Source organism: Dyadobacter sp. BHUBP1, assembly GCF_050587785.1.
Classification (GTDB): Bacteria; Bacteroidota; Bacteroidia; order Cytophagales; family Spirosomataceae; genus Dyadobacter.
The window spans coordinates 211,366-237,448 of the sequence record NZ_JBOBIH010000008.1 but is presented as its reverse complement, the minus strand read 5'-3'; the positions used below and the strand labels follow the sequence as shown (position 1 = coordinate 237,448).

General features: G+C 50.5%; 19 protein-coding genes. 9 read left to right on the top strand and 10 right to left on the bottom strand.

The window, feature by feature from the left end; genetic code table 11:
• Positions 1-35: 35 nt before the first annotated feature.
• Positions 36-5,495, top strand: a complete 5,460-nt coding sequence (locus tag ACQ4MZ_RS26180; protein ID WP_430850128.1) for an alpha-2-macroglobulin family protein — start codon at positions 36-38, stop codon at positions 5,493-5,495.
• Position 5,496: 1 nt separating this feature from the next.
• Here the strand turns inward: ACQ4MZ_RS26180 and ACQ4MZ_RS26175 are convergent, their stop codons facing one another.
• Entirely contained in the window at positions 5,497-6,237 is a 741-nt protein-coding gene (locus ACQ4MZ_RS26175; RefSeq protein WP_430850126.1) for an MIP/aquaporin family protein, read from the bottom strand.
• A 154-nt stretch (positions 6,238-6,391) separates the two neighbouring features.
• Here ACQ4MZ_RS26175 and purB point away from each other — a divergent pair, with 154 nt between their 5' ends.
• Positions 6,392-7,747, top strand: a complete 1,356-nt coding sequence (purB, locus tag ACQ4MZ_RS26170; RefSeq protein WP_430850124.1) for an adenylosuccinate lyase — start codon at positions 6,392-6,394, stop codon at positions 7,745-7,747.
• A gap of 5 nt (positions 7,748-7,752) precedes the next feature.
• On the opposite strand, the gene ACQ4MZ_RS26165 is transcribed toward purB, so the two are convergent.
• The 7 genes from ACQ4MZ_RS26165 to ACQ4MZ_RS26135 all read right to left on the bottom strand — a co-directional run bounded on the left by ACQ4MZ_RS26165 (position 7,753) and on the right by ACQ4MZ_RS26135 (position 15,137).
• Entirely contained in the window at positions 7,753-7,983 is a 231-nt protein-coding gene (locus ACQ4MZ_RS26165; protein ID WP_430850122.1) for a helix-turn-helix domain-containing protein, read from the bottom strand.
• A 146-nt stretch (positions 7,984-8,129) separates the two neighbouring features.
• Positions 8,130-10,682, bottom strand: coding sequence for an adenosylcobalamin-dependent ribonucleoside-diphosphate reductase (locus tag ACQ4MZ_RS26160; protein WP_430850120.1), 2,553 nt, complete (start codon positions 10,680-10,682; stop codon positions 8,130-8,132).
• Between the two features lie 289 nt (positions 10,683-10,971).
• Positions 10,972-12,018, bottom strand: a complete 1,047-nt coding sequence (locus ACQ4MZ_RS26155) for a hemin-degrading factor (protein WP_430850118.1) — start codon at positions 12,016-12,018, stop codon at positions 10,972-10,974.
• A 24-nt stretch (positions 12,019-12,042) separates the two neighbouring features.
• Positions 12,043-12,840: a heme ABC transporter ATP-binding protein gene (locus ACQ4MZ_RS26150; RefSeq protein WP_430850116.1), complete on the bottom strand. Its 798-nt coding sequence runs from the start codon at positions 12,838-12,840 to the stop codon at positions 12,043-12,045.
• Positions 12,837-13,943: a FecCD family ABC transporter permease gene (locus ACQ4MZ_RS26145; protein WP_430850114.1), complete on the bottom strand. Its 1,107-nt coding sequence runs from the start codon at positions 13,941-13,943 to the stop codon at positions 12,837-12,839. The genes ACQ4MZ_RS26150 and ACQ4MZ_RS26145 overlap by 4 nt, the downstream gene beginning before the upstream one ends.
• Positions 13,944-13,949: 6 nt before the next feature.
• The gene (locus ACQ4MZ_RS26140; protein ID WP_430850112.1) at positions 13,950-14,747 is read right to left on the bottom strand and encodes a heme/hemin ABC transporter substrate-binding protein; all 798 of its coding nucleotides are present in this window, start codon (positions 14,745-14,747) and stop codon (positions 13,950-13,952) included.
• Between the two features lie 42 nt (positions 14,748-14,789).
• Positions 14,790-15,137 (bottom strand): DUF6686 family protein, encoded by a 348-nt coding sequence (locus tag ACQ4MZ_RS26135; RefSeq protein WP_430850110.1) that lies wholly within the window; start codon positions 15,135-15,137, stop codon positions 14,790-14,792.
• Between the two features lie 214 nt (positions 15,138-15,351).
• Here ACQ4MZ_RS26135 and dctA point away from each other — a divergent pair, with 214 nt between their 5' ends.
• The 7 genes from dctA (at position 15,352) to ACQ4MZ_RS26100 (ending at position 23,140) form a co-directional block, all read left to right on the top strand.
• Positions 15,352-16,623, top strand: coding sequence for a C4-dicarboxylate transporter DctA (gene dctA / locus ACQ4MZ_RS26130; protein WP_430850108.1), 1,272 nt, complete (start codon positions 15,352-15,354; stop codon positions 16,621-16,623).
• A gap of 46 nt (positions 16,624-16,669) precedes the next feature.
• Positions 16,670-16,900, top strand: coding sequence for a DUF433 domain-containing protein (locus tag ACQ4MZ_RS26125; protein WP_430850106.1), 231 nt, complete (start codon positions 16,670-16,672; stop codon positions 16,898-16,900).
• Positions 16,901-17,101: 201 nt separating this feature from the next.
• Positions 17,102-18,835 (top strand): M3 family oligoendopeptidase, encoded by a 1,734-nt coding sequence (locus ACQ4MZ_RS26120; protein WP_430850104.1) that lies wholly within the window; start codon positions 17,102-17,104, stop codon positions 18,833-18,835.
• Positions 18,836-18,912: 77 nt separating this feature from the next.
• Positions 18,913-19,167, top strand: a complete 255-nt coding sequence (locus tag ACQ4MZ_RS26115) for a hypothetical protein (RefSeq protein WP_309988257.1) — start codon at positions 18,913-18,915, stop codon at positions 19,165-19,167.
• Positions 19,168-19,407: 240 nt separating this feature from the next.
• On the top strand, positions 19,408-20,484 hold the full coding sequence (locus ACQ4MZ_RS26110; protein WP_430850102.1) for an NAD-dependent epimerase/dehydratase family protein: 1,077 nt from the start codon (positions 19,408-19,410) through the stop codon (positions 20,482-20,484).
• Between the two features lie 54 nt (positions 20,485-20,538).
• Positions 20,539-21,486: a glycosyltransferase gene (locus ACQ4MZ_RS26105; protein ID WP_430850100.1), complete on the top strand. Its 948-nt coding sequence runs from the start codon at positions 20,539-20,541 to the stop codon at positions 21,484-21,486.
• A 4-nt stretch (positions 21,487-21,490) separates the two neighbouring features.
• Positions 21,491-23,140, top strand: a complete 1,650-nt coding sequence (locus ACQ4MZ_RS26100; protein ID WP_430850098.1) for a hypothetical protein — start codon at positions 21,491-21,493, stop codon at positions 23,138-23,140.
• Here ACQ4MZ_RS26100 and ACQ4MZ_RS26095 read toward each other — a convergent pair.
• The gene (locus ACQ4MZ_RS26095) at positions 23,132-23,575 is read right to left on the bottom strand and encodes an RrF2 family transcriptional regulator (RefSeq protein WP_430850096.1); all 444 of its coding nucleotides are present in this window, start codon (positions 23,573-23,575) and stop codon (positions 23,132-23,134) included. The two genes, ACQ4MZ_RS26100 and ACQ4MZ_RS26095, sit on opposite strands and share 9 nt — an antisense overlap.
• Positions 23,576-23,647: 72 nt before the next feature.
• Positions 23,648-26,053, bottom strand: a complete 2,406-nt coding sequence (locus ACQ4MZ_RS26090; RefSeq protein WP_430850094.1) for a 3-hydroxyacyl-CoA dehydrogenase/enoyl-CoA hydratase family protein — start codon at positions 26,051-26,053, stop codon at positions 23,648-23,650.
• Positions 26,054-26,083 lie beyond the last annotated feature (30 nt).

The window sequence follows — 26,083 nt, the reverse complement described above, 5'->3', positions numbered from 1 at the left end:
TACAAAAATCATCCGTTTTTTATATCTCCTTTCCTATGAAAAAGATTGCCATCCTGAGCTCTTTTTGCGTCTTACTTTTTGCCTGGTTTTTTAGCAGCTGTTCTTCCTTTAATGAAATCCGCGTGGCGGGTACCAACTTCACGGACGAGGTGGGACAATCGCAAAACCTGGTTTTTACATTTAACAAGGACCTAGTTTCTACGGCTGAACTGAATAACTGGGACTCTACACAGTATGTAACGTTCGAGCCGGCGGTTCGTGGCAAATTCAAATGGACCGCGCCGAACGAGCTCGTGTTTTCACCGGTAGCAGGTTTCGGGGCCGCTACGTCCTATCAGGCGCAACTAACCGAGCTGATCACCGAAAAAGCAGACAAGGAGAAGAAATATAAACTCTCCCAGGACCCGATCACATTCCATACACCGTATCTGCAACTGGTCGAAACGGAGAGCTGGTGGACACTTTCCACAGAGAGTGGCAGGCAGGAGGCGCGGTTAAGGCTGAATTTCAATTATCCTGTCAATGCGCAGAATGTGGCCGAGAAGCTCAAAGTCTTGTTCGAGGATCAGCCGCTGGATTACCGGGTATTGCCGTCGCAGGATGAAACGTCAGTTACGCTGGCCCTGGCGAAGGTAGGGAAGGCCGATAATAATGAAACGCCGGTCAGTATTGCCATTGACAAAGGTGTAAAAGTTCAGAATACTTCATACAGCAGTAACGAGGCGCTTTCGAAAACGGTAAGTATCCCCTCGCCGCTGCATCTGGAAGTGGTGGATATTAAAACGGGTTTTGAGAACAATGCGGGTTACGCACGGATTGTGACCACACAGGAGCTTGACAAGGAGAGCGTCGCAGGGAGTTTCACAGTGACACCCGAAGCGGCCGTGGAAACCGAGCCTACTGAAAATGGCTTCATCATTCGGGGCGCTTTCAATGAAACGGAAACGTACGTATTGCAGTTGAAACAGTCTTTGAAAGGCATTTTGGGTCAAACGCTGGAAGAAGAAGCATCGCGCGACCTGTTTTTTGGCAAAATGCCTGCAGCGATTTCGTTCGCAAACAAAAAGGGGCTGTATTTGTCTTCTAAAAGTTCAAGGAATATAGGTGTGAATATCGTGAATGTGCCCAAAGTACAGGTGCGTATTTCAAAACTTTACGCCAATAATATCCTGCATTACATCCATAATAACAGATGGAGCGACTACGCATATGTGGGCGACGACTGGCAGCCGACAGGTAATTTCAATTACAGCGACGACCGCGAAAGCCAGCTAAGTGACGTGATCGTGAACAAGATTGTCGAGACTGCTAACCTATCCAAAAACAAGGGTATATCCGCATTGAATATTGCATTGCCAGACGACAACAAACGGCAGGGCGTTTATCTCGTTGCTGTAAATTCGGAGGAAGAGGCATATCTAGGAGCCACAAAGCTCGTTTCCATTTCCGACATCGGCCTCATCGCCAAGCAGGGAAAAGACGAGCTCTGGGTTTTTGCCAATTCCATTAAAACCAATGAGCCGATCAAAGATCTTGAGTTGACGCTAGTCAGCTCCAATAATCAGACCGTACACACCCTCAAAACAGATGGCGACGGCATTGCGCATGTCGATAAGCTAAGCGAAAAGGCGCCGGGATTTAAGATTGCAATGATTACGGCGAGCTCGGAGGATGATTTTAATTACCTGTTGCTGGAAGATACCCAGGTACTTACTTCGCGGTTCGATGTGGAGGGCTTGCGGGATAATGCATCGGGGTACCAGGTGTTCATCTACGGGCAGCGTGATATTTACCGCCCGGGTGAAACCATGCATTTCAATACAGTTTTGCGGACCCAGGATTGGAAAACCGCGGGAAAAGTGCCGCTCAAATTGCGGCTGTTAACGCCTAACGGCCGTGAATTCCGCACATGGCGCAAGACGACCAATGACCAGGGGGCCGTAGAATCGGAAATCCCGCTCGATGCCGGTGTACTCACAGGTACCTACATCCTGGAAGTGTACAATGCCAACGAAGTGTTGCTCGGTTCCCAGGCGGTGAGCGTGGAGGAGTTCATGCCCGATCGCATTAGGGTGGATCTCAGCGGTGCTGCCAAAGATTACGTTTCAGGTCAGAAAGTGGCGCTTACCGCCACCGCTACCAATTTGTTTGGCCCGCCAGCAAGCAATCGCACCTATGAAATGGATTTCCAGTTGCAGCGGAAAGGCTTTTCGGCCAAAGGTTTCCCGGAATACACATTCGATATCCCCGCCGAAACTACTTTCGAGCGCGATAGCCGCCAGGGTACGACTAATGAGCAAGGGCAGGCGAATGAGCAGTTTACATTGTTATCCGGCTTACAGGATATCGGCGTGCTCGAAGGCAAGATTTACGTAACGGTTTTCGATGAAAACGGACGGCCTGTCAACAGGTTACAGCGTTTCGACGTGTACACCCAGCCGGTATTCTACGGCATTCGTCTTCCCGACGCCTATGTCGGAACCAATGCGCCTGTACCTGTTGATATTGTGGGCGTAAATAAAAGTGGTGCATTGCAGAACGGCGCCGTGGCGAGCATTGAAGTAGTACGGCTGGAATACCAGACGGTCGTGGAAAAAAAATATGACCGCCTGCAATACACCTCACGCAAGAGTGAGAAGCTGGTATATTCCAACAAACTGACGCTTTCCGGCGGAAAAGGGACATTCCGATATATACCCACGGTTTCTGGCGAATATGAGGTACGGGTACGACGCCCCGGCGCGGCGCATTACACGCTCGCGAAGTTCTACGCTTATGGCTATGGTTATACCCAGTATTCGTCTTTTGAAGTAAGCAATGAAGGCCGGGTATTGATGGAAACCGATAAAACGCATTACAAAACCGGTGAAACTGCGACCGTATTGTTCAAAACGCCGTTCGATGGCCGGTTGCTGGTTACAGTGGAGCGTAACAATGTCCTCGAGCAGCACATTCTAACCACCGAGAAAAAGGCGGCCGAATTGACATTTAAAATCAAGAAAGAGCATTTACCGAACGTTTTTGTAACAGCTACGCTGATCCGTCCGCTGGATTCGTCGGATATGCCGCTGACGGTGGCACACGGCTTTGAGCCTGTCCTGGTGGAAGATCCTGAGCGGAAACTGGAGGTCGCGATTACGGCAGTGGAAAAGTCCCGATCGAAGACGAAGCAGCAGATTCGGATCAAAACGGAACCGAATGCGGAGGTGACGCTGGCGGTGGTGGATGAAGGTATTTTGCAGATCAAAAACACAAAGACTCCCGATATTCACGGGCATTTTTATCAAAAACGGGCGTTGGAAGTTTCCAGCCACGATTTGTATGCGCAGCTTTTCCCGGAACTGACCATTTCAGGAACATCCAGCTCCGGCGGTGATGGTTATGACCTGGAAAGAAGGATTAACCCGCTGAGCAACGGCCGTACCGAACTGGTGTCGTTTTGGAGCGGTCAGCTGAAAGCGAATGGCAGCGGCGATGTGACTTTTGATGTGAATATCCCGCAGTTCAGCGGCGATCTGCGCATTATGGCAGTGGCTTACAAGGATAATGCATTCGGTTCGGCTACCAAAAATATGAAAGTCGCGGATCCGATTGTGATCAGTGCCGGCCTGCCGCGTTTCCTGAGCCCGGGCGACGAGCTGGTATTGCCGGTTAACATCAGCAACACCGAGGCCAAAGCGACAACGGCGATCGTTTCCGTCCAGCTCTCCGGCCCACTGGCGGCAGGTGCTGCGCCGGTTACCCAGAACATTAATATTCCGGCCGGAAAAGAAAGCCGCGCGATGTTTGCCGTGAAAGCGGCTACGGCCATCGGCATCGGGAAGGTGGTGGTGAAGGTGAATGCATTTAAAGAAACATTCGTCAATCAAACCGAAATTACGGTTCGTCCGGCATCACCATTGCTGAAAACCAGTACGTCGGGCCTTATTGCAGGCGATAAACAAGGGGTGATCGACCTTAAATCGTCGTTCCTTCCCACCACAAGCAGTAGTCAGCTGGTATTGAGCCGTTCGCCGTTGGTACAAGGTGGTGGCAAGGCATTATCGACATTGCTCGGCTATCCTTATGGTTGCCTGGAACAGATGGTGTCAAAAGCATTCCCGCAAATCTATTTCGCAGACCTTACCAAAGCAATGGCCGCACCGGTTTACACGGTCAGGAGCGGAGAAAGTGATTTTAATCCGATGACCAACGTGCAGCAAGCCATCCGTAAAGTGGAATCGCAGCAGCTTTTCAATGGAGGCATGGGCATGTGGCCGGGGGCGCAGCTGGAAGACTGGTGGGCTACCGCCTACGCTGTGCATTTCCTGGAAGAAGCACGGCGGGCAGGTTTTGAGGTTAATGCCAAAACACTGAGCCGCGCGGTGGAATATCTGACAGCACAAAGTGGTACCACCGCGAACAGGGAGGTGATTATCGCCAGTACAAATAATGGATTGGCCTACGAGGGCCAGCCGAAAGGTACTCAAACGAAAAAAACGGTCGCTCGCCGGGAAGCCATTTATTCGCTTTATGTCCTGGCATTGAATGGCCATCCGAACCGCGCTGCAATGAATTATTACAAACAGAACCCGCATTTGCTCACGCAGGATTCCCAGTATCTACTCGCTGGTGCTTTCCAGCTCGCGGGCGATGCACGGAGCTTCAATGCATTGTTACCTAAAAAATATGTAGCCGAGAATGCGGGGCATTATTATGACAACAGCTATTCATCCCCGCTACGGAATATGTCGTTGGTTTTGAATACATTGATTGAATCTGATCCTTCCAACACGCAAATCCCGGTATTGGGGCGCCAACTTTCACTGGCCATTCAGTCTGCTTCTTATTTGAATACGCAGGAAGCGGCATTTGCGGTGCTGGCTTTGGGTAAACTGGCGAAAAAGACATCCAATTCGACGGTAACAGCTTCTGTTTCCGCAAATGGCAAATCGCTGGGGCAGTTTTCAGGTAAGGAGTTGAAGATTTCAAAAGGCATTTTGAACCAGAAACTGTTGGTCAAAACGCAGGGCAAAGGCGATCTGTACTGGTTCGCGCAGACGGATGGTATGTCGGCCACGGGTAGTTATGTAGAGGAAGACCAAGGCATCAGCATTCGTCGCCAGTTCCTGACACGCAATGGAGCGCCGGTGCAAACTTTCCATCAGAACGACCTCGTGGTGGTGAAACTGACGCTTAGCAGCAACAACGGGTTGCCGGTGGAAGACGTAGTCGTTACCGACCTGCTGCCCGCTGGCTTCGAGATAGAAAACCCAAGGATCACCGAGCCGCGCGATATGCCATGGATTACGAATGCAGCCGTTCCGGAATATTACGATATTCGCGACGACCGCATTCATTTCTTCACCAATGCCGACGGTCAGCCGAGGACATTCTACTATCAGGTGAGAATTGTAGCGAAAGGTACATTTACGATTGGACCAGCCGCTGCCGACGCGATGTACCGGGGCGAATTCCGTAGCTACTCAGGCGGCGGCAAAATTACAGTTGAATAGATCATAAAGAGAAGCTACGCAAAATCAGTCCACCGATGATGGCTCCCGCAATGGGGGCCAGAACGGGAATCCAGCCGTAACCCCAGTCGGAGCTCCCTTTGTTGGTAATAGGCAGGATAGTGTGGGCAATGCGTGGGCCGAGGTCGCGCACGGGGTTAATCGCATAGCCGGTAGTACCGCCGAGCGATAGACCGATACTCCAAACGAGCATACCCACCAGGTAAGGCGCTACACCGGACGGAATGCCGCCTTTTTCGGGATCGGAAGTGCCGGCATACCCGATGGCTGCAATGCCGACGATCAACATCATGGTTGCGATAAATTCACTCAGGAAATTGGCCCCGGTACTTTTAATGGCCGGGCCGGTTGAAAAACAGGCCAGTTTGGATCCGCCATCCTCGGTAGCGCCCCAATGCGGCAGATATTGCATCCAAACCAGCACAGCTCCCAGGAATGCGCCAATCAGCTGCGCCGGAATGAAAGTTGAAATAAGGCTGTAATCGTTTTGAAGTACCGCAAAACCCACGGTTACCGCGGGGTTCAAATGTGCTGCCGCGCTGCCGAATGCATTGGCTGTGAACACCCCGAACATCACCGCAAACGCCCATCCTGCGGTAATGACGATCCAGCCACCGCTTTCGCCTTTGGTTTTTTTCAACACGACATTGGCGACGACGCCGTTGCCTAACAAAATAAGGACCATGGTTCCGACTAATTCTCCAATGAAAGGCGAAGGCTGCATGTGCTTTGTATAATCAAGGTTAGTGAACGAATATGCGAATAGTTTTATAATTTCTGTTTCCAATCCCAAAAAGAATTTTTCGTTCCGGTTTTACCATTTTAGGACCGTGAATTCTGCTAACTTTGCCTGATAATCAATTTTTGTATTGAAAATCATGTCATTAAATCAGCTTACGGCGATCTCTCCGGTTGATGGCCGTTATTACAAACAAGTATCTGAACTTTCGGCTTATTTCTCGGAATACGCCCTGATTTACTACCGGGTGTATGTAGAAATCGAGTATTTCATTGCACTCTGTGAAATTCCCCTCCCTCAGCTATCAGAATTTGACAAGAAGAAATATGCGTCATTGCGCAAGATCTATGAAGATTTCAGCGAAGCAGACGCATTACATATAAAGGACATCGAAAAGGTGACCAACCACGATGTGAAGGCTGTCGAGTACTTCATTAAGGAGCAATTCGAAAAGCTGGGCATCGAATCTTACCAGGAATTTATCCACTTTGGCCTTACTTCGCAGGATATCAACAACACAGCGATCCCGCTTTCGCTGAAAGACGCGATGGAGCGGCAGATTAAACCGTTGTTCCGCCAGGTGCTTTTCGTATTGAAAAGAATGTCGATCGAGTGGAAAAACGTGCCGATGCTCGCATTCACGCACGGGCAGCCGGCGTCGCCTACACGGGTGGGTAAGGAGTTCCTGGTTTTTGTGGAACGCCTGGAACGCCAGCTCGAAATGCTCGACAAAATACCGCATTCGGCGAAATTCGGTGGCGCAACGGGTAACTTCAATGCGCACCACGTTGCTTATCCGAAGCAGGATTGGATGGCATTCGGCCACCATTTTGTGGAAGGATTAGGACTAAAAAGAAGCCGCCACACAACTCAGATTGAGCATTACGACAACCTGGCGGCTACTTTTGACTGTCTGAAACGCCTGAATACGATCCTCACAGACCTTAACCGGGATATGTGGACGTACATTTCAATGGGCTATTTCAAACAGAAGATCAAAGCAGGCGAAGTCGGCTCATCCGCGATGCCGCATAAGGTAAACCCGATTGATTTCGAAAACTCGGAAGGGAACCTCGGCCTCGCATCCGCATTGTTTGAACATTTTGCGTCCAAATTGCCCGTTTCCCGCTTGCAACGTGACCTCACCGACTCCACGGTATTGCGTAACATCGGTGTTCCTATCGCGCATTTGGCCATCGCTTTGAACTCCCTGCTGAAAGGTCTGGGTAAAGTCGAGTTGAATGGCGAGGTATTGAAAGCCGAACTGGAAGAAAATTGGGCCGTGGTAGCCGAGGCAATCCAGACCATTCTGCGCCGCGAAAGCTATCCGAAGCCTTACGAGGCGCTGAAAGAATTGACGCGCACCAATGAAAAAATCACCCACGACTCGATCTCGCGTTTCATCGAAACACTGGACGTATCCGAAAAAATACGGGAAGAACTTCGCGCATTGAGCCCGTTCAACTACCTGGGCGTTGTAGAAGAGACTTTTTAAGGAAGTCAGACCCCCAATTCATCCCTGATCTTCTCCTGCCAGTCGCGCGGGAGAAGGTCCAGCAAACTCACATCACATAACGTCGCGATGCGACAGTAATGCTCCATTTCAATTTTGGTGGTGCCGGTTTCCCATTTGTGGTAACCAACCTGCGAAACGCCGAGCATGTCGGACATCTGTCTTTGAGAAAGCGCATTATCTCTGCGGTACCTGATCAGGATTTGCGAAATAACCATAGTGTCGGTTTAAAGCGTGAATGCTTTGAACCGGGCAGGCGAGTGGGTAAATGAGGAGCTTGAGTATAGTAAGTTTTGAATGACTGAATGATTGAATGACCGAATAGTTGTCTATTCAATCATTCAGTCATTCAAAATTATGATTTTTATCCGCATTTCGATGAGCCGCAATCCTTGCACGTTAAACACCCTTCCTGGTACAGCAAATTGGTCGAGCCGCAATTCTGGCATTTCTGCTTCACGGCTTCGGTTCCATCCGGGATGTAGCGTTTCAATGCGCGCGCCACGCCGGCTTTCCAGGTGTTGATCGCCTCGTCGAGTTGGAGACTGCTGATCAGGTCTACCACCTTTTCGATCGGCATTCCGTGGCGCAATGTGCTGGAAATGAGCTTCGCATAGTTCCAGTATTCAGGGTTGAATTTGTAGGACAACCCTTCAATCGTCGTTTTATAGCCGCGCGTGTTTTTGTATTGAAAGTCATAACGAGAGCTGCCGTCGGCTTCCCGGTTTTTGATAATCAAACCTTCATTTACCCATCGGGGGATCAGGATACCATCTTCGTCGTCCGCAAAGCCGGTGAAAATCTCGTACGGACGACCGTCGATCAGGCCGATGAATGCGATCCATTTATCCTTTTTGTTCTGAAAACGTACTACGTCAGCTTGCAGTGTTTGTGGGCGTTCCGTCGGGAATGGCGTCGGGCTGCCGTCTTTCGGCTCTTCCTTTTTCTCCGTGTTGGAGATCAAAACGCCTGAACGTGAACCGTCGCGATATACCGTAACACCCTTGCAACCTGCTTTCCATGCTTCCATGTAGCATTCGCCTACAAGTTCTTCGGTGACGTCGTTCGGCATGTTAATGGTCACGCTGATCGAGTGGTCGACCCACTGCTGGATCGCGCCCTGCATTTTTACCTTCTTGAGGTAATCCACATCGTTGGAAGTGGCTTTATAGTAAGGCGATTTTTTTACCAGCTCATCGAGGTCTTTCTGTGCGTAATTTTTAGTGGTATCAAAGCCATTAACCTCCATCCATTGCTTGAAACGGTGATGGAAAACCACATATTCCTCCCACGAATCGCCTACCTCGTCGACAAAATCCACGCGGACGTCTTTGTCGTTCGGATTGACTTTTCTTCTTCTTTTATAAACCGGGAGGAAAACCGGCTCGATACCCGAAGTCGTTTGCGACATCAAACTTGTGGTGCCTGTCGGCGCGATCGTCAGCAATGCGATGTTCCGGCGGCCGTATTCGAGCATTTCGTAGTACAGTTGCGCGTCGGCCTCTTTCAGGCGATTGATAAACGGGTTATTTTTTTCCCTTTCTGAGTCGAAAATCGTGAACGGGCCGCGTTCCTTGGCCGTGTGGACCGACCCGCGGTACGCTTCCAGCGCCACGGTTTTATGGATTTCCACCGCGAATGCATTGCCTTCGTCGCTTCCATAGCGCAGGCCCAATGCCGCCAGCATGTCGCCTTCCGCGGTGATACCGATACCGGTCCGACGACCTTCTTTGGCTTTGGTCTGGATATTCAGCCAAAGGTTGCGCTCAACGCGTTTCACTTCGGCATCCTCGGGATCTTCATCAATTTTTTGCAGGATAGCATCGATCTTTTCGAGTTCGAGATCGATAATATCGTCCATCATGCGCTGCGCCGCCGCAATATGCTTTTTGAACAGCTCCCAGTTGAACCGGGCCTTGCTGGTAAACGCATCTTCTACGTATGAGAACAGGTTAATGGCCAGCAAACGGCAGGAATCGTAGGCACAGAGCGGGATTTCGCCGCAGGGGTTCGTCGAAATGGTCTCGTAGCCGAGGTCGGCGTAACAATCGGGGACGGATTCACGAATAATGGTGTCCCAGAACAAAATACCCGGCTCGGCCGATTGCCATGCATTATGCACGATCTTTTTCCAGAGCGCCGTCGCCTCGATGTCCTTGATGTGTGAAGGGTTGGCGCTTTTGATGGGGTATTGCTGGCGGTAAGTGGTCCCCGTGTCCACCGCTTTCATAAATTCATCGTCTATCCGGACCGAGACATTGGCGCCGGTAACCTTGCCCTGCTCCATTTTGGCATCGATAAAACTTTCGGAATCGGGGTGTTTGATAGAAACCGAGAGCATCAGTGCGCCCCTGCGGCCGTCCTGGGCCACTTCGCGGGTAGAGTTGGAGAAGCGCTCCATGAATGGTACGATACCCGTGGATGTCAATGCCGAGTTCTTGACAGGCGAGCCTTTCGGACGGATATGCGAAAGGTCATGCCCCACGCCACCACGCCGCTTCATGAGCTGCACCTGCTCCTGGTCGATCTTCATAATGCCGCCGTAGGAATCCGACGCGCCATTGTTGCCGATCACAAAGCAATTGGAAAGCGAGGCGATCTGGTATGGATTGCCGATGCCCGTCATAGGGCTGCCTTGTGGAATAATGTATTTGAAATCTTTGATCAGATCGAAAATCTCGGCTTCGCTCAGCGGGTTCGGATAACGTTGCTCGATGCGCGCGATCTCCGACGCAATGCGGTGGTGCATGTCGTTCGGCGTCGCTTCGTAAATGGCTCCGAACGAATCTTTCAAAGCATATTTATTCACCCAAACGCGGGCGGCAAGGTCGTCGCCCTTGAAATATTCCAGCGAGGCCTGAAAGGCTTCATCACTGGTGTAGGTTCTTTCTGATTGTGAAGATTTTATGGATTCCATTAGGTGGTATAAGACGTTTTTTGAAGAAGTTGAGAGCTTCAAATCTACATATTTTGGGATTGAAAAGAAAGTTGTTTTGAGAAAAAGTTTTCAAAATTTTGTTGTTAATATACTGTATTTCAGGTTATTAATATTTTACTTTTTTCGAAAAGTTTACAAAATTTTGTTTTGATTGAAAAAGTGGCCTGTAATTTTTTGCAAAAAAATACCGGCTCATTAATGAAGCCGGCAATTTCTAATTACTATGGCGAAATTTTATCTTAAAGCGTTGGCGCGCTTACTTTTCGGGTCAGAGTCTGATCGAATGCTGTTCGATTAGAGCGGGCCATTCGGCTAGTTCGGGAATACCCGGCTTGCGCTTGCCGAAGAACTGGTTGAACATCACCCCGTCCTTGTCGATGAGCTCGATGCCCGTCACGATGCCGTCTTCGGTAGGCTTCCGCACTACCCAGGCCTCGTCGATCGCGTCCTCCCGTAAATGCAGGTTAAACTCCGGGTCCATGACATTCAACCATGGGCCCATCACGAAGATCTTTTTGATCGGCCCGGTATGGATCTGAATACAGTTGGGATTCGAAACAAACACCATAATGGGCAGTCCGGTCTCCGAAATCGCGTCGAACAGCGGTTTCATGCTTTCCGGCTTGATACGGTGGGCATAACCTTCGGGAGCATTACGCAGTGCCTGCTTTCTCGAAAGGTTGTGTTTGCGCAGCAGTGTGAAAAAGTCGTGAGTATCTTTCAACGCCAGCCATTCTTGCTGGAATGCCGCTTCGTCGAGGTCCGTGGCCTCGTCGGGCTCGGCTACTTTCTCTTTTTTCTCGCTCACAAACAGGTTTACATCCTGATCGGCCGCCAGGTATTTGGTAACCAATGCGTCGTAGGCCTCCTTGTTGCTTTTCTCCGTAAGGTAAATTTTATGCGCCGCCTCTCCGAAACTGTTGAAGAATTGCAGGCTGTAACGCTCGTTTTCCGAAACCGCGAAGCCGAATTTCCAATCGCCGAGGAACAGGCGGAGGTCGATATCCTCGCCCAGCACCAATCCGACGTGGTTGTTGAACGATATTTTCTCATACACCCCCTTGCGCTCATGCACCACGTGGTCGTTACGCGTGAGCGCCATCACGTGCCCGAGCGAGCCCATTTCCTTGATCAACTCCCTGAAATCGCCGTCGAGGAGCTGCACATTGGCGCCCAAGCCGGTGGCAAGGAGTTCGGCTTCCGAGGTGCCTAGCGCTTTGGCGTCGTCGCGGATGCGGGATTTGGGGTTGTCGAGCTTGTATTCTGCCCAGCGTTCTTTCAATTCAGTTCTGTCCGGTGAAAGGGTTGATTTCATCTTTGTGTATTTAATAGTTACTAATCAGGGTAAATGATACGAAACGGGCGCCACTTGCGGCACAATCACCGGGTACGGCGTCATTTCCGGCTGGATAATCTGCACCGGCAATCCGAAAGCCTCCTGGATAGCCTGCCCGGTTAGTACGTTTTCGGGTGAACCGATAGCATGCATATGGCCGTTTTTGAGCATCAGTACCCGGTCGGCGTATTGCAATGCCTGGTTCAGGTCATGGATCACGGCAATCACCGCGAAATTTTTACGGGTAAGCTCCTTTGCCAGCTGGAATGTCTCGTATTGATGCAAAAGGTCCATTCCGGCAGTAGGCTCGTCGAGCAAGAGCAGGCCGTTTTCGATCTCCCACACTTGCGCCAGCGCGCGGGCGAGCTGCACGCGCTGTTGCTCGCCGCCCGACAATGTCGGGTAAAGGCGGCCCTTTAGATGGCCAATCCCCACTTTTTTCAAGCACATATCGACAATCGCCAGGTCGCGCTGCGCAGGATCGGCGTCATAAAACGGATAGCGGCCCATCAGCACGATTTCCTGTGTGGTGAATGAGAGCGTGATATTGTTTTGTTGAGACAATACAGCCCGTTTTCTGGCCAGCTCTTTCAGTTTGTATTTCCGAAGATCGCGGTCGTGGAAATGCACCGCTCCCGCCGTAGTGCTGTACTCCGCGGAGATCAATTTGATCAACGTCGACTTTCCCGCACCATTAGCGCCCACGATCGCCCAGAATTCACCTGATCTGACTGAAAAACTGACATTTTCAAGCAGTTTCCGACCTCTAACCTCAAATCCCGCATTCCTGACCTCGATCATAGCCGTTTGCGCTTTTGTTCCCACAAAATGTAAATGAAAAAAGGTGTACCGAGCATGGCCGTCAGAATACCGATCGGGAGCTCCGACGGCGCTACAATGGTGCGGGAGAGGGTATCGGCCAGGGTGAGCACGATAGCGCCCGACAATGCCGACCCGATGATGAGTGTCCGGTGGTTTGGTCCGAACAACGTGCGTATAATGTGTGGTACTACCAATCCAACAAAGCCGATTGTTCCCGCAACAGCCACAGACGCGCCTACGCCCATCGTCGCGAGAATGATCACTTTTTGTTTCAGTGATTTCATATTCACGCCGAGGCTTGCGGCCTGGCTTTCGCCCAGCACGAGCAGGTTCAATGCTTTTGAAAGATAAGGCATAAAGAAAATCGAAACAGCTATAAACGGCCCTACGGCCATGACGGACGTCCAACTGGCGCCGCCGAGGCTGCCGAGATTCCAGAAGGTAATGCTTCGGAGCTGTGCGTCGTCGGCGAGGTAGGTCATCAGGCCTGTCATCGCTCCTACGAATGCGTTGATCGCGATCCCGCAGAGCAGCAATGTGGTGACGCCGCCGTCGCCGGTGAGCTTTGATAGCTGATACACGAGTAAGGTCGTGCAGGCCGCACCGACGAAGGCGACAAACGAAATGCTGTATGCGCCGGCGAGCTCGTTCAGTATTCCAAAATATTTAACGTTGAGCATAATGACGAACACAGCGAAAAGCGAAGCGCCGGAAGTGACGCCAATGAGTGTGGCGTCGGCGATCGGATTACGGAAAAGCCCCTGCAGCGATGCGCCTGCAATGCCCAATCCAGCGCCGATCAGCACAGCCAGGCATACTCTCGGCAGGCGAATGATCCAGAAAACGATCGATTTTTGCTCCTCGACCCGCATTTCGGAAATCCAGCCGAGCTTGAATGCGACGATCCGCCATAACTCGCTTATGGAAATCGACAAAGCGCCGGTGCACGCTGCAAAAATCACGCACGCCAGCAGGATGAAGCTCAGTATCCACACCATCTTGGCCGTCGAAGAGGGTAAAATGTGCTTATGAAGCGTTTCCGCTTTTGTTGTTTCCCGCTCGTTTATCGTTTCTGTCAGCATGGCCTCTTATTTTACTTTTTGAGCGAGTTCAATGGCTGCCTTGCCGACCCGCGGCCCGAAGCCAGTGAGGAATTGACCGTCCATAGTTACGATTCTGCGGTTTTTGCCCGCATTGGTATTCGCCACGCCCGGTACTTTCAGGAGTCCGTCCATGCCTTCGAGGCTCTCTAATCCGCTGGAAAACAGTACGAGCACATCGGGGTTAGCTGCAATGAGTGATTCAGCGGTCAGCGGTTTGAAGTCGGTGAAACCGCTGACCGCGTTCCTATGCCCGGCCAATGCGAACATTTTGTCCAGCGAAGTGCCGGTGCCGGAAACCATTAATGTGCCCGTGCCGCGGGCGTAGATGAAGAGTAATTTCCTGGGGTTAGCCGGTGCAGGAATCTTCTCTAGGTCGGCCTGCAACGCTTTCACCATTTTCTCAGCCTGGGCATTTGCATTGAAATAGGCGCCTACTTCGCGGATCAGTCTGATCGCGCCTTCTTTGGAATACTCATGCTTGAACTCGACGAGTTTTTTGCCGCTGCTGTTCAGCTGTCTCACCACCGCCGGCGATAGCATGCTCTGATTGGTGTAAATGATTACGTCGGGGTTCAATGCAAGGATACCCTCGGCGGCAATGGTGCGGTTATGGCCGATCTTCGGAAGTTTTTCAAGAGAGGCGGGGAAGGTGCTCGTCACGTCCACGCCGACGATCTGTTTTTCCAAACCAAGTCCCACAAGGATTTCACTTAATGTCCCGTTCGCCGAAACGATGCGGAGCGCTTTTGCATAACCCCCACCCGTTGCCGAGAGGATTAGCATTAAACAAATATAGAATCTCGGAAGAGTCTGCATTTCAGGGTCTTACTTTTTGTAGGAAAATATTTTATCCACTTCCAAAACCAGCAGTGCCTCCTGAAACATCGTGCGGATCTCTTCCAGCTCGGTGTCGTCGAAAGAGAGGATGAAATTCGGGATGGGCGATGGCAGCAAATGGGCTTTGCCGTGCGGAAGCGGTTCGCCGATGCTTTGCAGGTGGGATTGATCGTACAAAATGGATTGAAAGCCCCGCAGACCGTCCTCTGTGAAGACAAACAGCACATTACCGTAGGCGAAATTGAAATGCGTGCAGCAATGGCACTGCCCTATGTAGCCTTTGGGGGTGTGGCTCAAAATCCGAAGCGAATTGTATGAATGCGAATCCTCCTGCATAGCCTGTTAATGATCATGGATGTGAATGCCCGCCATTTGTCTGTGGCAAATATATGATATTAATTTAGACCAAGTATAAATAGTTGATAAAAATTTACATCCACCTTCCCGGAATCGTCTGGGAGACTTCTTATTATTGTAAATTGATAAGTTGCCCGACCAACAGTGGGCGGCACCCGACACGATCTGTTTTATTCCTATTACCTGAACGCCGTTGAAAAAGCTTGTTACCAACCTGACCTTCTGGGTCCTTACCGCCATTACTGCCGGTGCCTTGCTCGGGCACTATCTCCCTGAAAAGGCGGTTGAGATGAAGATTCTCGGCGAAGGTTTCATTTCGGTGGTGAAGCTTTTTATCAATCCTATCATCTTCCTGACCATCACTTTGGGTATTGTGGGCATGGGTGACCTCAAAAAGGTGGGGAAAGTGGGTGCCAAAGCATTGCTCTATTTCGAAGTGGTGACGACCCTCGCGCTCGTGGTGGGCATTATCGTCGCCAACATCATCCGCCCCGGTCACGGCGTGGTCACCGCTTCACTGGAAAAGGGGGATATTTCCAAATATGCCGGTAAGGCGCATGATTTCAGCTGGCTGCAATTTTTCCTGGACAATGTGACTTTGCAGGTTTTGCTTTTTGCATTGGTTTTCGGCTCGGTACTGAGCCGCATTGAAGCCAAGCGGCGTATTGTAGATGGCCTGAACTTTGTATCCAAATACGTTTTCAAGGCATTGCACCTCGTGATGATCTTTGCGCCGATCGGTGCATTCGGTGGGATGGCGTTCACGATCGGGAAATACGGCATTCACACGCTGCTGCCCCTCGCCAAGCTCATGGGAACCGTCTATGCGACGATGGCGGTCTTTATTTTCGGGGTTTTGGGATTGATTTTAAGGACCTATAAAATCAGCCTGTGGCGCTTTTTGAAATACATCCGGGAAGAATTACTCATAGTGCTCGGGACTTCCTCGTCAGAGGCCGGCTTACCTTCCCTAATGGCCAAACTCGAACGAATGGGTTGTTCGAAACCGGTAGTAGGGCTCGTCGTACCCGCAGGATATTCCTTCAATCTCGACGGAACGACTATTTACCTCTCGATGGCCACCATCTTTCTTGCGCAGGTCTTCAATGTACATTTGAATATCGGGCAAATATTATCGCTGATCGGCATTCTGATGGTCACCTCGAAGGGGGCCGCAGGCGTAACAGGGAGCGGTTTTGTGGTTCTCGCCTCAACTTTGACGGCCATTAAAGTAATCCCGGTCGAAGGGTTGGCACTTCTGCTCGGCGTCGATCGTTTCATGTCGGAGGCCCGCGCCATTACCAACTTCATCGGCAACGGCGTCGCTACGATCTGGCTTGCGAACAACGAAAAGGAATTCGACCGCAGTAAAATGGAATACGCGTTCAACAATATTCAGGAAACAGAGAATGTTGTTACCGATAATTTGAGCGATGTAACGCAGCCGGAACAGACGAAGTTGTAGTGCCAAAAGTCGTATTTTAGTGTTCTATGCTTGAAAATTGATTCTTATGACTTACAGAGATTTTATAATATCTGATCATACGATAATGCTCGGTAAGCCGGTCATTAAGGGGACGCGACTGACCGTCGAGCTCATTTTGCGAAAATTGGGAGAGGGTGCGACGCATGCTGATTTGATTCGTATGTATCCCGATTTGAGTTCCGAATCGATCCAAGCGGCTTTGCAATATGCGGCGGAGGTGATAGCTAATGAGGAAAGTCTGGAAGCGGCGCGATGATCCTTGTTAGGTATGCTTTCCCTGAAACGGAAGCCATTTCAGAAATTTTGATCAGATTGCTGAACGAGCGTTCAAAGGGATTGTTTGGCCATTTTACGACAATTACAACCCAAAAAATCCGTTCAAAACCATTTTTGTAGTCTTCTTGCTGCCATGGGATATCAATTTTTACATTTGATTTTTTAACAAAGTACCTTTTATATGTCCAATCAGGAAACACTTCATATACCTACCCGGGCGAAACGGCCTTTTATTGGGGAAGAATTTGATTTGAAGAAATGGGATGATGTTCAGCCGTTCTTCGAGAATTTGAAAAACAGGGAAATCAACTCTCTGGAAGATTTGAAACAATGGTTTTCGGACCGGAGCGAAATTGAATCATACCTCTCCGAAAATTTCGCATGGCGCTACATCCGCCAGACTTGCGATACGGCCAATACCGGCCTCATTAATGCATTGCAGTTCTTTATTACCGAAATTCAGCCGAAACTGGCGGAATACGGCAATGCACTCGACAAAAAGATCGTCGATAACCCATTCCTGAGTGAGCTGACCGAGCCCGGCTTCGCGATCACATTGCGCGGGATGAAGAAGGCGATCGAGATTTTCCGGGAAGAGAATATCCCGGTCATCACCGAAATGCAGACCGAGGAGCGCAAATACGGCGCTATCGCCGGCGCGATGACGGTGACGCTCGACGGCGAGGAAATGACCCTGCAACGTGCTGCGGACCGCCTGCAATCGACCGACCGCAATGTGCGCGAGGAAGCATGGCGTGCCATTGCCGGACGCCGTTATGAAGATCACGACAAGCTGGACGATTTGCTGAACAAGCTCGTAGCCCTGCGCGATACCGTCGGGCGCAATGCCGGTTTCAGCAACTACCGGGACTATATGTTCGCGGCAATGGGCCGTTTTGACTACACGCCGCAGGATTGTTTCAACTTTCACGGCTCGGTGAAAAAGGCTGTGGTGCCCATTTTGAATGAAATGGCGGCAGAACGGAAGGCCGCATTGCAATTGGACGCGCTTCGTCCATGGGATACGAAGGTCGATCCGAAGGGGTTGCCGCCGTTGAAGCCATTCGAAACCGGGGAAGAGCTGCTGGATAAAACGATCCGTGCCTTCTCGCGCCTCGATCCGTTCCTGGGCGACTGCCTGCGCATTATGAAGACGATGAAACACCTCGACCTCGAATCGCGGAAAGGCAAGGCTCCAGGTGGTTATAACTACCCGCTCGATGAAATTGGCGTACCGTTTATCTTCATGAATGCGACTTCGAACCTGCGCGATATGGTTACGCTCCTGCATGAGGGCGGGCACGCGGTGCATTCGCTCGTGACGCGCGATCTGGCCTTGAACTCCTTCAAACACACGCCGTCGGAAGTGGCGGAACTCGCTTCGATGTCGATGGAGCTGATTACGATGGATTTCTGGGATGAGTTCTTTGATAATGAGGGAGATCTGAAACGTGCGAAAATCACGCATCTGGAGTCTATTATCGAAACATTACCCTGGGTTGCGACGGTGGACAAATTCCAGCACTGGATGTACGAGAACCCGCAGCACACGCCGGAGCAGCGTACCGAGGCGTGGGTGCGCATTTACGAAGAGTTCACGGATACGATAATGGACTGGTCGGGATTGGAAAACTTTAAAAAGTACCTCTGGCAGCGCCAGTTGCACATTTATGAAGTACCGTTCTATTATATTGAATACGGCATCGCACAGCTCGGAGCGATCGGCGTTTGGAAAAATTACCGGCAAGACCCCGCGAGAGGTTTGAAGGGTTATCTCGATGCGTTGAAGCTGGGTTATACGGCCACGATCGGTGAAATTTACCAGGCAGCCAATATTCCGTTCGATTTCTCGGAGCGGCATATCGCTGAGCTGATGCAGTTTGTGCGCGATGAATTGGCTGAGTTAAAAAAATAATATTTCAGCAGCCCGCAATTTGGTGGTTATGAAATTGGCGGTTATTTTTGCGCACAATACTATGAACGATCAAAGAAATGAAATTCAATAAAATAGTTGCTTTTGTTGCGTGTGTGGTGCTTCTTTCTTCTTGTGAATACCAAAAGTATAACCACAAGGACCAGAAGGATGTGAACGCCGGTAATGAGTGGGTGTACGGCGTAAGCCCTGATTCCCTGCCGCGTCAGATGTCATTCAAGTATGATGCGAAGCCTGAGCTCGACGCCCGCGTAAACGACATCCGCGCGAAACTTTACGGTGGTAAAATTCCTAGCTCACTGGTGAAAGAATAGCAACCATTCATTGAGAAAATATATGAGATATCCCCACGAAATGGGGATATCTTTTTTTTGCCCTATTTTTTTAGTTATTGAACAATTTTAATATTGCATTGCGCGTATTATCCTTCTGGAATCTGCCCATTGACTAAGTGAAGTTGTGACGATTGAACATTTTTAATTTACTTTACGTATTCGAGGCAGGGCGAAGCCAAAATTTTAGAAAGAAATAAGCGATTAAAAAGTATTCAAAACATGAACATAGCTTTGGTCACCGGCTCCGCCGGACTAATTGGAAGTGAATCAGTTGCTTTTTTGGCTGGCAAGTTTGATCTGGTCATCGGAGTTGATAACAACCTGCGTCAGTACTTCTTCGGCGCGGATGGAAACACCGAGTGGAACCGTAACCGTATCGAGGAGGCTTTCGGCAATTACAAACACTATTCTGCGGACATTCGCGAGGTAAGCCAACTCGAACCTATTTTCAAGGAGTATGGAACGGACATTAAGATGATCGTTCACGCAGCAGCGCAGCCAAGCCACGACTGGGCAGCCCGCGAGCCATTCACCGATTTCGGTGTGAACGCGGTAGGTACATTGAACATGCTTGAAATGACCCGCCTGCACGCACCTGAGGCCGTGTTTATTTTCACGTCTACCAACAAGGTTTATGGGGATAACCCTAACTATCTGCCATTGGTAGAGCTCGAAACGCGCTGGGAAATTGATGAGAACCACCCGTATTTCGAGAACGGCATCGACGAAAACCACAGCATCGACCACACGAAGCACTCCATTTTCGGGGCTTCCAAAGTGGCTGCCGACATCATGGTGCAGGAATACGGCCGCTATTTCGGCATGAAAACGGCTGTTTTCCGCGGAGGATGCCTCACAGGCCCTAACCACTCCGGTGCGCAGCTGCACGGCTTTCTGGCTTACCTGATGAAATGCGCCATTACCGGAACGCATTACACGATTTTCGGATACAAAGGCAAGCAGGTACGTGATAATATCCATAGCCACGACCTGGTGAACATGTTCTGGCATTATTACCAAAACCCGCGTCCGGGCGAAGTTTACAACGCCGGCGGCGGCCGTTTTGCCAACTGCTCGATGCTCGAAGCGATCGCGTTGTGTGAGCAGATCACCGGAAACAAACTCTCTTACTCTTACTCAGAGACCAACCGTATCGGAGACCACATCTGGTATGTGAGTGACCTTTCGAAGTTCAAGTCGCATTACCCCGGCTGGAACTGGGAATACGGCCTGGTGGAAACACTGACTCAGATCCACGACGGGATCTCGTCGCGATTGGGCGTAAAAACGGTTTAAATCACTTTTAGAGCCTCCGGAACTTCTTTCCGGGGGCTTTCGTAACTCTCTCCCATGCCAGAAAATTACGTCATTATTATCCCCCAATTCAATGACTGGGAGGCACTTAATCTGCTGATTCAAAAGATTAATGCAGATTTAAATACCCCGATTCTCCAAAATACTACACTGCTCATCGTCGACGATTGCTCTTCGCGCGCGAGAACAGCGCCATTTGCGGCTTTTGGTGGAAAGGAGCTGAAAGTGCTGCGGCTATACCGCAACCTCGGCCACCAGAAAGCGATTGCAATCGGGTTGTCGTATGCCGCCGAAAATATGAAGGCAGATAAGGTGATCGTGATGGACGCGGATGGAGAAGATGCGCCGGGTGATATCAACAGGTTGGCAGAGAGGTCGGTAGAGGAACCTGACAAGATCATTTTTGCGGAACGTAACAAGCGTACCGAGGGCTTTCTGTTCCGCTTCTTCTATGTGATCTATAAATATGTTTTTAAACTGCTGACAGGCAAGGTGATCACTTTCGGCAATTTCAGCCTGGTGCCGCAAAGCCGTTTGCAGAATCTCGTTCGTGTTTCCGAAATCTGGAACAACTATCCGGGCGGTGTAATCAAATCGCGCATTCCTTACGATTCGGTGCTCACCAATCGGGCCAAGAGGTTGGCCGGTGAGAGTAAAATGAACTTCGTGTCGCTCGTGCTGCACGGTCTGAGTGCCATCTCAGTCATGGTCGACACTACTGCGGTGCGCATTCTGATCTTCTCGATCTTCATGTCGGCCGTCGCCATTGGATTTATATTCTTCATTCTTTTCCTGAAACTGATCGGAAATGCTACGCCCGGTTGGGCATCGACATTGGGTAGTACGCTCATGATCCTCATGCTGCAATCCTTCCTTATTTCGCTGTTTCTGGTGTTTATGGTGTTGCAGTACCGGTCGCAGCAGCATTTCATCCCCGCCGTTCACTACCGCGATTTTGTCGAGAAAGTAGAGTCTTTTAGCTAATCGTATGTTGAGCTTCGACAATTCTCCGCCTGTTTATTGGTTTCTGGGCTATTTATTGGCAGGTGTTGTCATTTTTGCCTCACAAAATAAGTCACTCTCTACCCGGGCGTACCTGTCATTGGGCGTTTTATTGCTTGTGATCATGCGGTTGCCGGTGATCGTCTTTAACCGCGAGCTCAACCAGGACGAGAGCCAGATGCTCAGCCACGCGATTACCCTATTGCAAGACCCGGTGTATTGGCGGTCGGTCGACGGCACGACTATTGGTCCGCTGGATAACTATCTGCTCGTACTTCCCAAACTACTAGGTTTCCAGATCGATTATACGGCTGCGCGTTTTATGGGCTTGCTTTGTGTCGCGGGAGCTTGGCTGTTGCTGTTTTCAGCTTTGAAAAACTGGTTTGGCGCGACCATTGCACGCGGCGTTTCGATTGTACCGTTGCTTTTCGTCGCTTTTACGCAGGAAATCGATTTCGTGCATTATTCGAGTGAGCAGCTTCCGGTGCTCTTGCTCGCATTCTGTGTGTACCAACTTTCGCACCTCGATCCGAAAACGGCGCCTTCGCCGGGGGGGCTTTATCTGCTGGGTTTGGCGGCGGGCGCGGTCCCTTTCGGGAAATTGCAGGCCGTACCAATTGTGGCTGTGATCGTCCTGTCGGCATTCTGGGTATTGTTCAGCCGTTATCGAAGATATGGTGAGTTCAAATCCGCGGGGGCACTGATTTTGGGCGGGCTTACCGTGCCGCTTTTTTTCCTGGTATTCACATTGGCGTTCGGCGTTTTTGATGACCTAATTGATTTTTATGTGCTGGGAAATGCGATTTACGCAGGAGGAAGCACTTTCGCGGAAATCCCCGCTCAGTTCTACAAAATCGTTTCGTTATCGACGGACTTTCAGTTTTTCAGCCTCGCATTGATCGTCCCGATTGTGATCGGGCTGGTGCGGATTGTAAGACTTTACGTTCCCGGCAAAATGGATTTTCATGTGCCGTTTACCATTCTGTTCCTCATTCTGGCCAGTATTTACGCCGTGACGAAGTCGGGTAACGATTTTATCCATTACCTCAATTTCTGCATTATTCCCTGGACATTACTGGCTGCCTACGGCTTCTCGGCTGTCGAAGGCTGGTCGCTTGCATTTCCGGGGATCATTGTGCTGTGGTTTGGCGGCTATGACGCGGTACATTTTGTGAAGGAGCGCCGGTTGAATGTGTTCGATTCGGTAGGCAAGACGACTTTACAGCAAAGCCCGGTAGTAACGGAAATCCTGAAATGGAAAAAAGAAGGCGACTATATGGTTGTGTGGGGCTGGAATTGCTCGTATTACGTAGAAGCCCAACTAGCGCAGGGAACGGCCGAGAACCACTCAGAGCGGTCAATTTTTGAACATCCTATGCGCGATAACTATCGCAAGCGCTACATGTCGGATCTGGAAAGGACGAAGCCGGCATTTGTCCTCGACGCAGTGGGCAAGAATAGCCACTGGGTACAGGATAAAAAAACTCAGGGCATCGAAAGCTACCCTGAGTTAAATCAATATATCCGTAATCACTACACTTTGCTGGGCGAATATGACGATGTGCGGCTTTACATCCGCAATGATCGGCGGGCGACCCCGCGCCGCGCGGCGACTCTGTCTCCCGCCTTACGATAGAATGTCGGTTGGTGCGGCGTTTTCCGCCTGCAACAGGTCATTCAGCGTTGTCTTGTCCAAAACAGCCAGGTTGGCATCCCTCCATCTTTCGAGGACGGTGCGCAGGCTGCATGTTTCTTCATCTTTGCAGTCGTCGCATTTGCCATAGAAGAACATGGAAACGCAGAGCGCAGGAGCGATGGGGCCGTCGATGATCCGCAGCACCTTCGAGAAATTGACTTCCCCGGGAGGTACGCGAAGCAGATAGCCGCCGCCTTTTCCTTTCTGGCTTTGCAGTACGCCATTGTTCCGTAAGTCCAGCAGGATCGCTTCCAGAAATTTTTTCGGAATCTTCTCTTTTTCAGCAATGTAAGAGATCAACACCGGTCCTTTTCCATATTGTTCCGCCAGAACTTTGAGGGCCTTGAGCGCGTATTTTGCTTTTTTCGAAATCATTGTTGATCAAATGTACTTTTGGGTCAGCAACCGTAAAGATGAAACATAATTTGGTGAAACAATAATTCCCGGTCAGTTTCTGGGCGGTTTTCCGCCGTTGAGGAGCCCCTGCATTCTTTCGAGCGTCTTTTTCTCGCCGCACAAGGAAAGGAAGGCTTCCCGTTCAAGATCGATCAGGTATTGTTCTGAAACCAGTTGCGGGTAGCTCAAATCGCCGCCATTGATCACATAGGCCAGTTTGCCCGCGATTTTAGCGTCGTGGTCGGTAATGTAATTGGCCAGGCGCATTTGGGTAATGCCTGCCAGGAACAATGCAATGCCCGTTTTGCCCTGCACTTTAATATCGTTGCGCGGTTTGGGCTGTGTATAACCATTTTCAGCCAGATCAATCGCCGCTTGTTTCGCTTCGGCGATCAACCGGGATCGGTTGAGCACGATCTGGTCCTTGTCCTGCAAGTAATTCATCGCTTTCGCCTCGTGTGCAGAAGTGGACACTTTCGCCTGCGCGATGTTCATGAATGCATTTTGTAGAATGTTCAATTCCGGGTCGCCCGCCTGGTACATGTCCGAGCAGCGCAGCGCCATTTCTTTGGTACCGCCACCGGCAGGGATCAATCCCACACCAAATTCGACCAGACCAATGTATGTTTCCGCATGCGCGACCACCTTGTCCGCGTGTAATGTGAGCTCGCAACCGCCCCCGAGCGCAAGCGTGTGAGGCGCCACCACCACTGGCACCGACGAGTACCGGGCGCGCATCATCGTTTGCTGGAATTGCGAAATCACAAGGTTGATTTCGTCAAACTCCTGCTCGACCGCATACATAAACAGCATCGCCAGGTTGGCTCCGGCAGAAAATGCCTCGACAGCCTCATTTCCGATCACTAGTCCGCGAAAATCCTTTTCGGCAAGGCTGATACCCTTCTGAATGCCTTCGATCACTTCCGAACCCATGGTATTCATTTTGGATTTGAATTCAAGGTTCAGGATACCGTCACCGATGTCGTACAGATTAGCACCTGCATTTTTCCACACAATATTGTTAGAAAGGTTGCTGAGCAGAATGAAGCTGTCCTGTCCCGGAATGCGTTTGTAGGATTTGGAAGGAATGTCATAATACAATCGCTTGCCATTCTCGACCTTATAGAACGATTCGTTGCCTGTTGCGAGCATTTCGTAAATCCACGCAGCCGGTTTCATATCCAGCGATTCCATGATCGCCAGCATATTTTTCACACCGATGGCGTCCCATGTTTCGAAAAGGCCATATTGCCAGCCGAAACCGGCAGTAATGGCCTGGTCGATGCGGAATATTTCGTCGGAGATTTCAGGAATGCGGAATGTGGCGTATTTGAAAACATCGGCAAATGTCTTTCTGTAAAACTCGCCGGCCTTATCCTTGCCCGCTACCAGCGCGCCGAAGCGTTTGTACACGTCGCTGATATTCTTCGTGCCTTCCAGCGTTTCGAATTTCACTTTACCCGACGGCACATATTCCAGCGTTTTGAAATCCAGTGCCAGGATTACCGACTTACCTTTTTCGTCTTTGATTTTTTTATAAAAACCCTGGCCCGTTTTATCGCCCAGCCATTTGTTCTCAAACAACTTTTGCATGATTTCCGGCAGCACAAATGCCTCGCGAGATTCGTCCTTGCCTTCGCCGGAAGCATAGAGGTTATTGGCCACATGCACCGTCGTATCGAGTCCTACCACGTCCGAGAGTCGGTAAGTACCCGATTTCGGACGTCCGGCGACAGGGCCAGTCAGTTTATCCACTTCATCCACGCTCAGGCCCATTTCCTCGGCCACTCGGATGGTTTGTATCAATGCATAAATTCCCAAACGGTTAGCAATGAATCCCGGCGTGTCTTTACAGAGCACCGTAGTTTTTCCCAAAAACAGCTCGCCGTAATGCATCAGGAAATCCACAACACCCTGGTCGGTATCGGCCGTCGGAATGATTTCGAGCAGGCGCAGATAGCGCGGCGGATTGAAGAAATGCGTTCCGGCGAAATGCTTACGGAAATCCTCGCTCCGGCCTTCTGCCATCAAATGAATGGGAATCCCCGAAGTATTGGAAGTAACGAGCGTGCCTGGCTTGCGGAGCGCGTCCACTTTTTCGTAAAGGCTTCTTTTAATGTCCAATCGCTCGACTACTACTTCGATCACCCAGTCGTAATTTTTAATATCGGCCAGGTTATCGTCGAAGTTACCGAGCTTGATCCGCGAGGCGAATGCCGGGCTGTACAACGACGCCGGCGTCGCTTTGAGCGTCGCCTGGAACGAATCATTCACGATCCGGTTCCGGAACGCGGGATGGTCGGCCGTGATGCCTTTCGCTTTTTCGGCGTCGGTAAGGTCTTTCGGAACGATGTCCAGCAAAAGCACTTCAACGCCTATATTGGCAAAATGGCACGCAATGCGCGAGCCCATAATGCCCGAACCAAGAACAGCTACTTTACGAATGGAACGATTCATTTTTACTCAGGTTGGTTTTCAGGATGGGAT

What these genes read in the sequence shown, in the direction of transcription:
- ACQ4MZ_RS26090 (WP_430850094.1), bottom strand. Translation starts at nt 26,053, where the DNA reads ATGAATCGTTCCATTCGTAAAGTAGCTGTTCTTGGTTCGGGCATTATG.
- ACQ4MZ_RS26095 (WP_430850096.1), bottom strand. Translation starts at nt 23,575, where the DNA reads ATGATTTCGAAAAAAGCAAAATACGCGCTCAAGGCCCTCAAAGTTCTG.
- ACQ4MZ_RS26135 (WP_430850110.1), bottom strand. Translation starts at nt 15,137, where the DNA reads ATGCAGGAGGATTCGCATTCATACAATTCGCTTCGGATTTTGAGCCAC.
- ACQ4MZ_RS26110 (WP_430850102.1), top strand. Translation starts at nt 19,408, where the DNA reads ATGAACATAGCTTTGGTCACCGGCTCCGCCGGACTAATTGGAAGTGAA.
- ACQ4MZ_RS26105 (WP_430850100.1), top strand. Translation starts at nt 20,539, where the DNA reads ATGCCAGAAAATTACGTCATTATTATCCCCCAATTCAATGACTGGGAG.
- ACQ4MZ_RS26115 (WP_309988257.1), top strand. Translation starts at nt 18,913, where the DNA reads ATGAAATTCAATAAAATAGTTGCTTTTGTTGCGTGTGTGGTGCTTCTT.
- ACQ4MZ_RS26150 (WP_430850116.1), bottom strand. Translation starts at nt 12,840, where the DNA reads ATGATCGAGGTCAGGAATGCGGGATTTGAGGTTAGAGGTCGGAAACTG.
- ACQ4MZ_RS26120 (WP_430850104.1), top strand. Translation starts at nt 17,102, where the DNA reads ATGTCCAATCAGGAAACACTTCATATACCTACCCGGGCGAAACGGCCT.
- purB (WP_430850124.1), top strand. Translation starts at nt 6,392, where the DNA reads ATGTCATTAAATCAGCTTACGGCGATCTCTCCGGTTGATGGCCGTTAT.
- ACQ4MZ_RS26160 (WP_430850120.1), bottom strand. Translation starts at nt 10,682, where the DNA reads ATGGAATCCATAAAATCTTCACAATCAGAAAGAACCTACACCAGTGAT.
- ACQ4MZ_RS26125 (WP_430850106.1), top strand. Translation starts at nt 16,670, where the DNA reads ATGACTTACAGAGATTTTATAATATCTGATCATACGATAATGCTCGGT.
- ACQ4MZ_RS26155 (WP_430850118.1), bottom strand. Translation starts at nt 12,018, where the DNA reads ATGAAATCAACCCTTTCACCGGACAGAACTGAATTGAAAGAACGCTGG.
- ACQ4MZ_RS26165 (WP_430850122.1), bottom strand. Translation starts at nt 7,983, where the DNA reads ATGGTTATTTCGCAAATCCTGATCAGGTACCGCAGAGATAATGCGCTT.
- ACQ4MZ_RS26140 (WP_430850112.1), bottom strand. Translation starts at nt 14,747, where the DNA reads ATGCTAATCCTCTCGGCAACGGGTGGGGGTTATGCAAAAGCGCTCCGC.
- ACQ4MZ_RS26100 (WP_430850098.1), top strand. Translation starts at nt 21,491, where the DNA reads ATGTTGAGCTTCGACAATTCTCCGCCTGTTTATTGGTTTCTGGGCTAT.
- ACQ4MZ_RS26145 (WP_430850114.1), bottom strand. Translation starts at nt 13,943, where the DNA reads ATGCTGACAGAAACGATAAACGAGCGGGAAACAACAAAAGCGGAAACG.
- ACQ4MZ_RS26175 (WP_430850126.1), bottom strand. Translation starts at nt 6,237, where the DNA reads ATGCAGCCTTCGCCTTTCATTGGAGAATTAGTCGGAACCATGGTCCTT.
- ACQ4MZ_RS26180 (WP_430850128.1), top strand. Translation starts at nt 36, where the DNA reads ATGAAAAAGATTGCCATCCTGAGCTCTTTTTGCGTCTTACTTTTTGCC.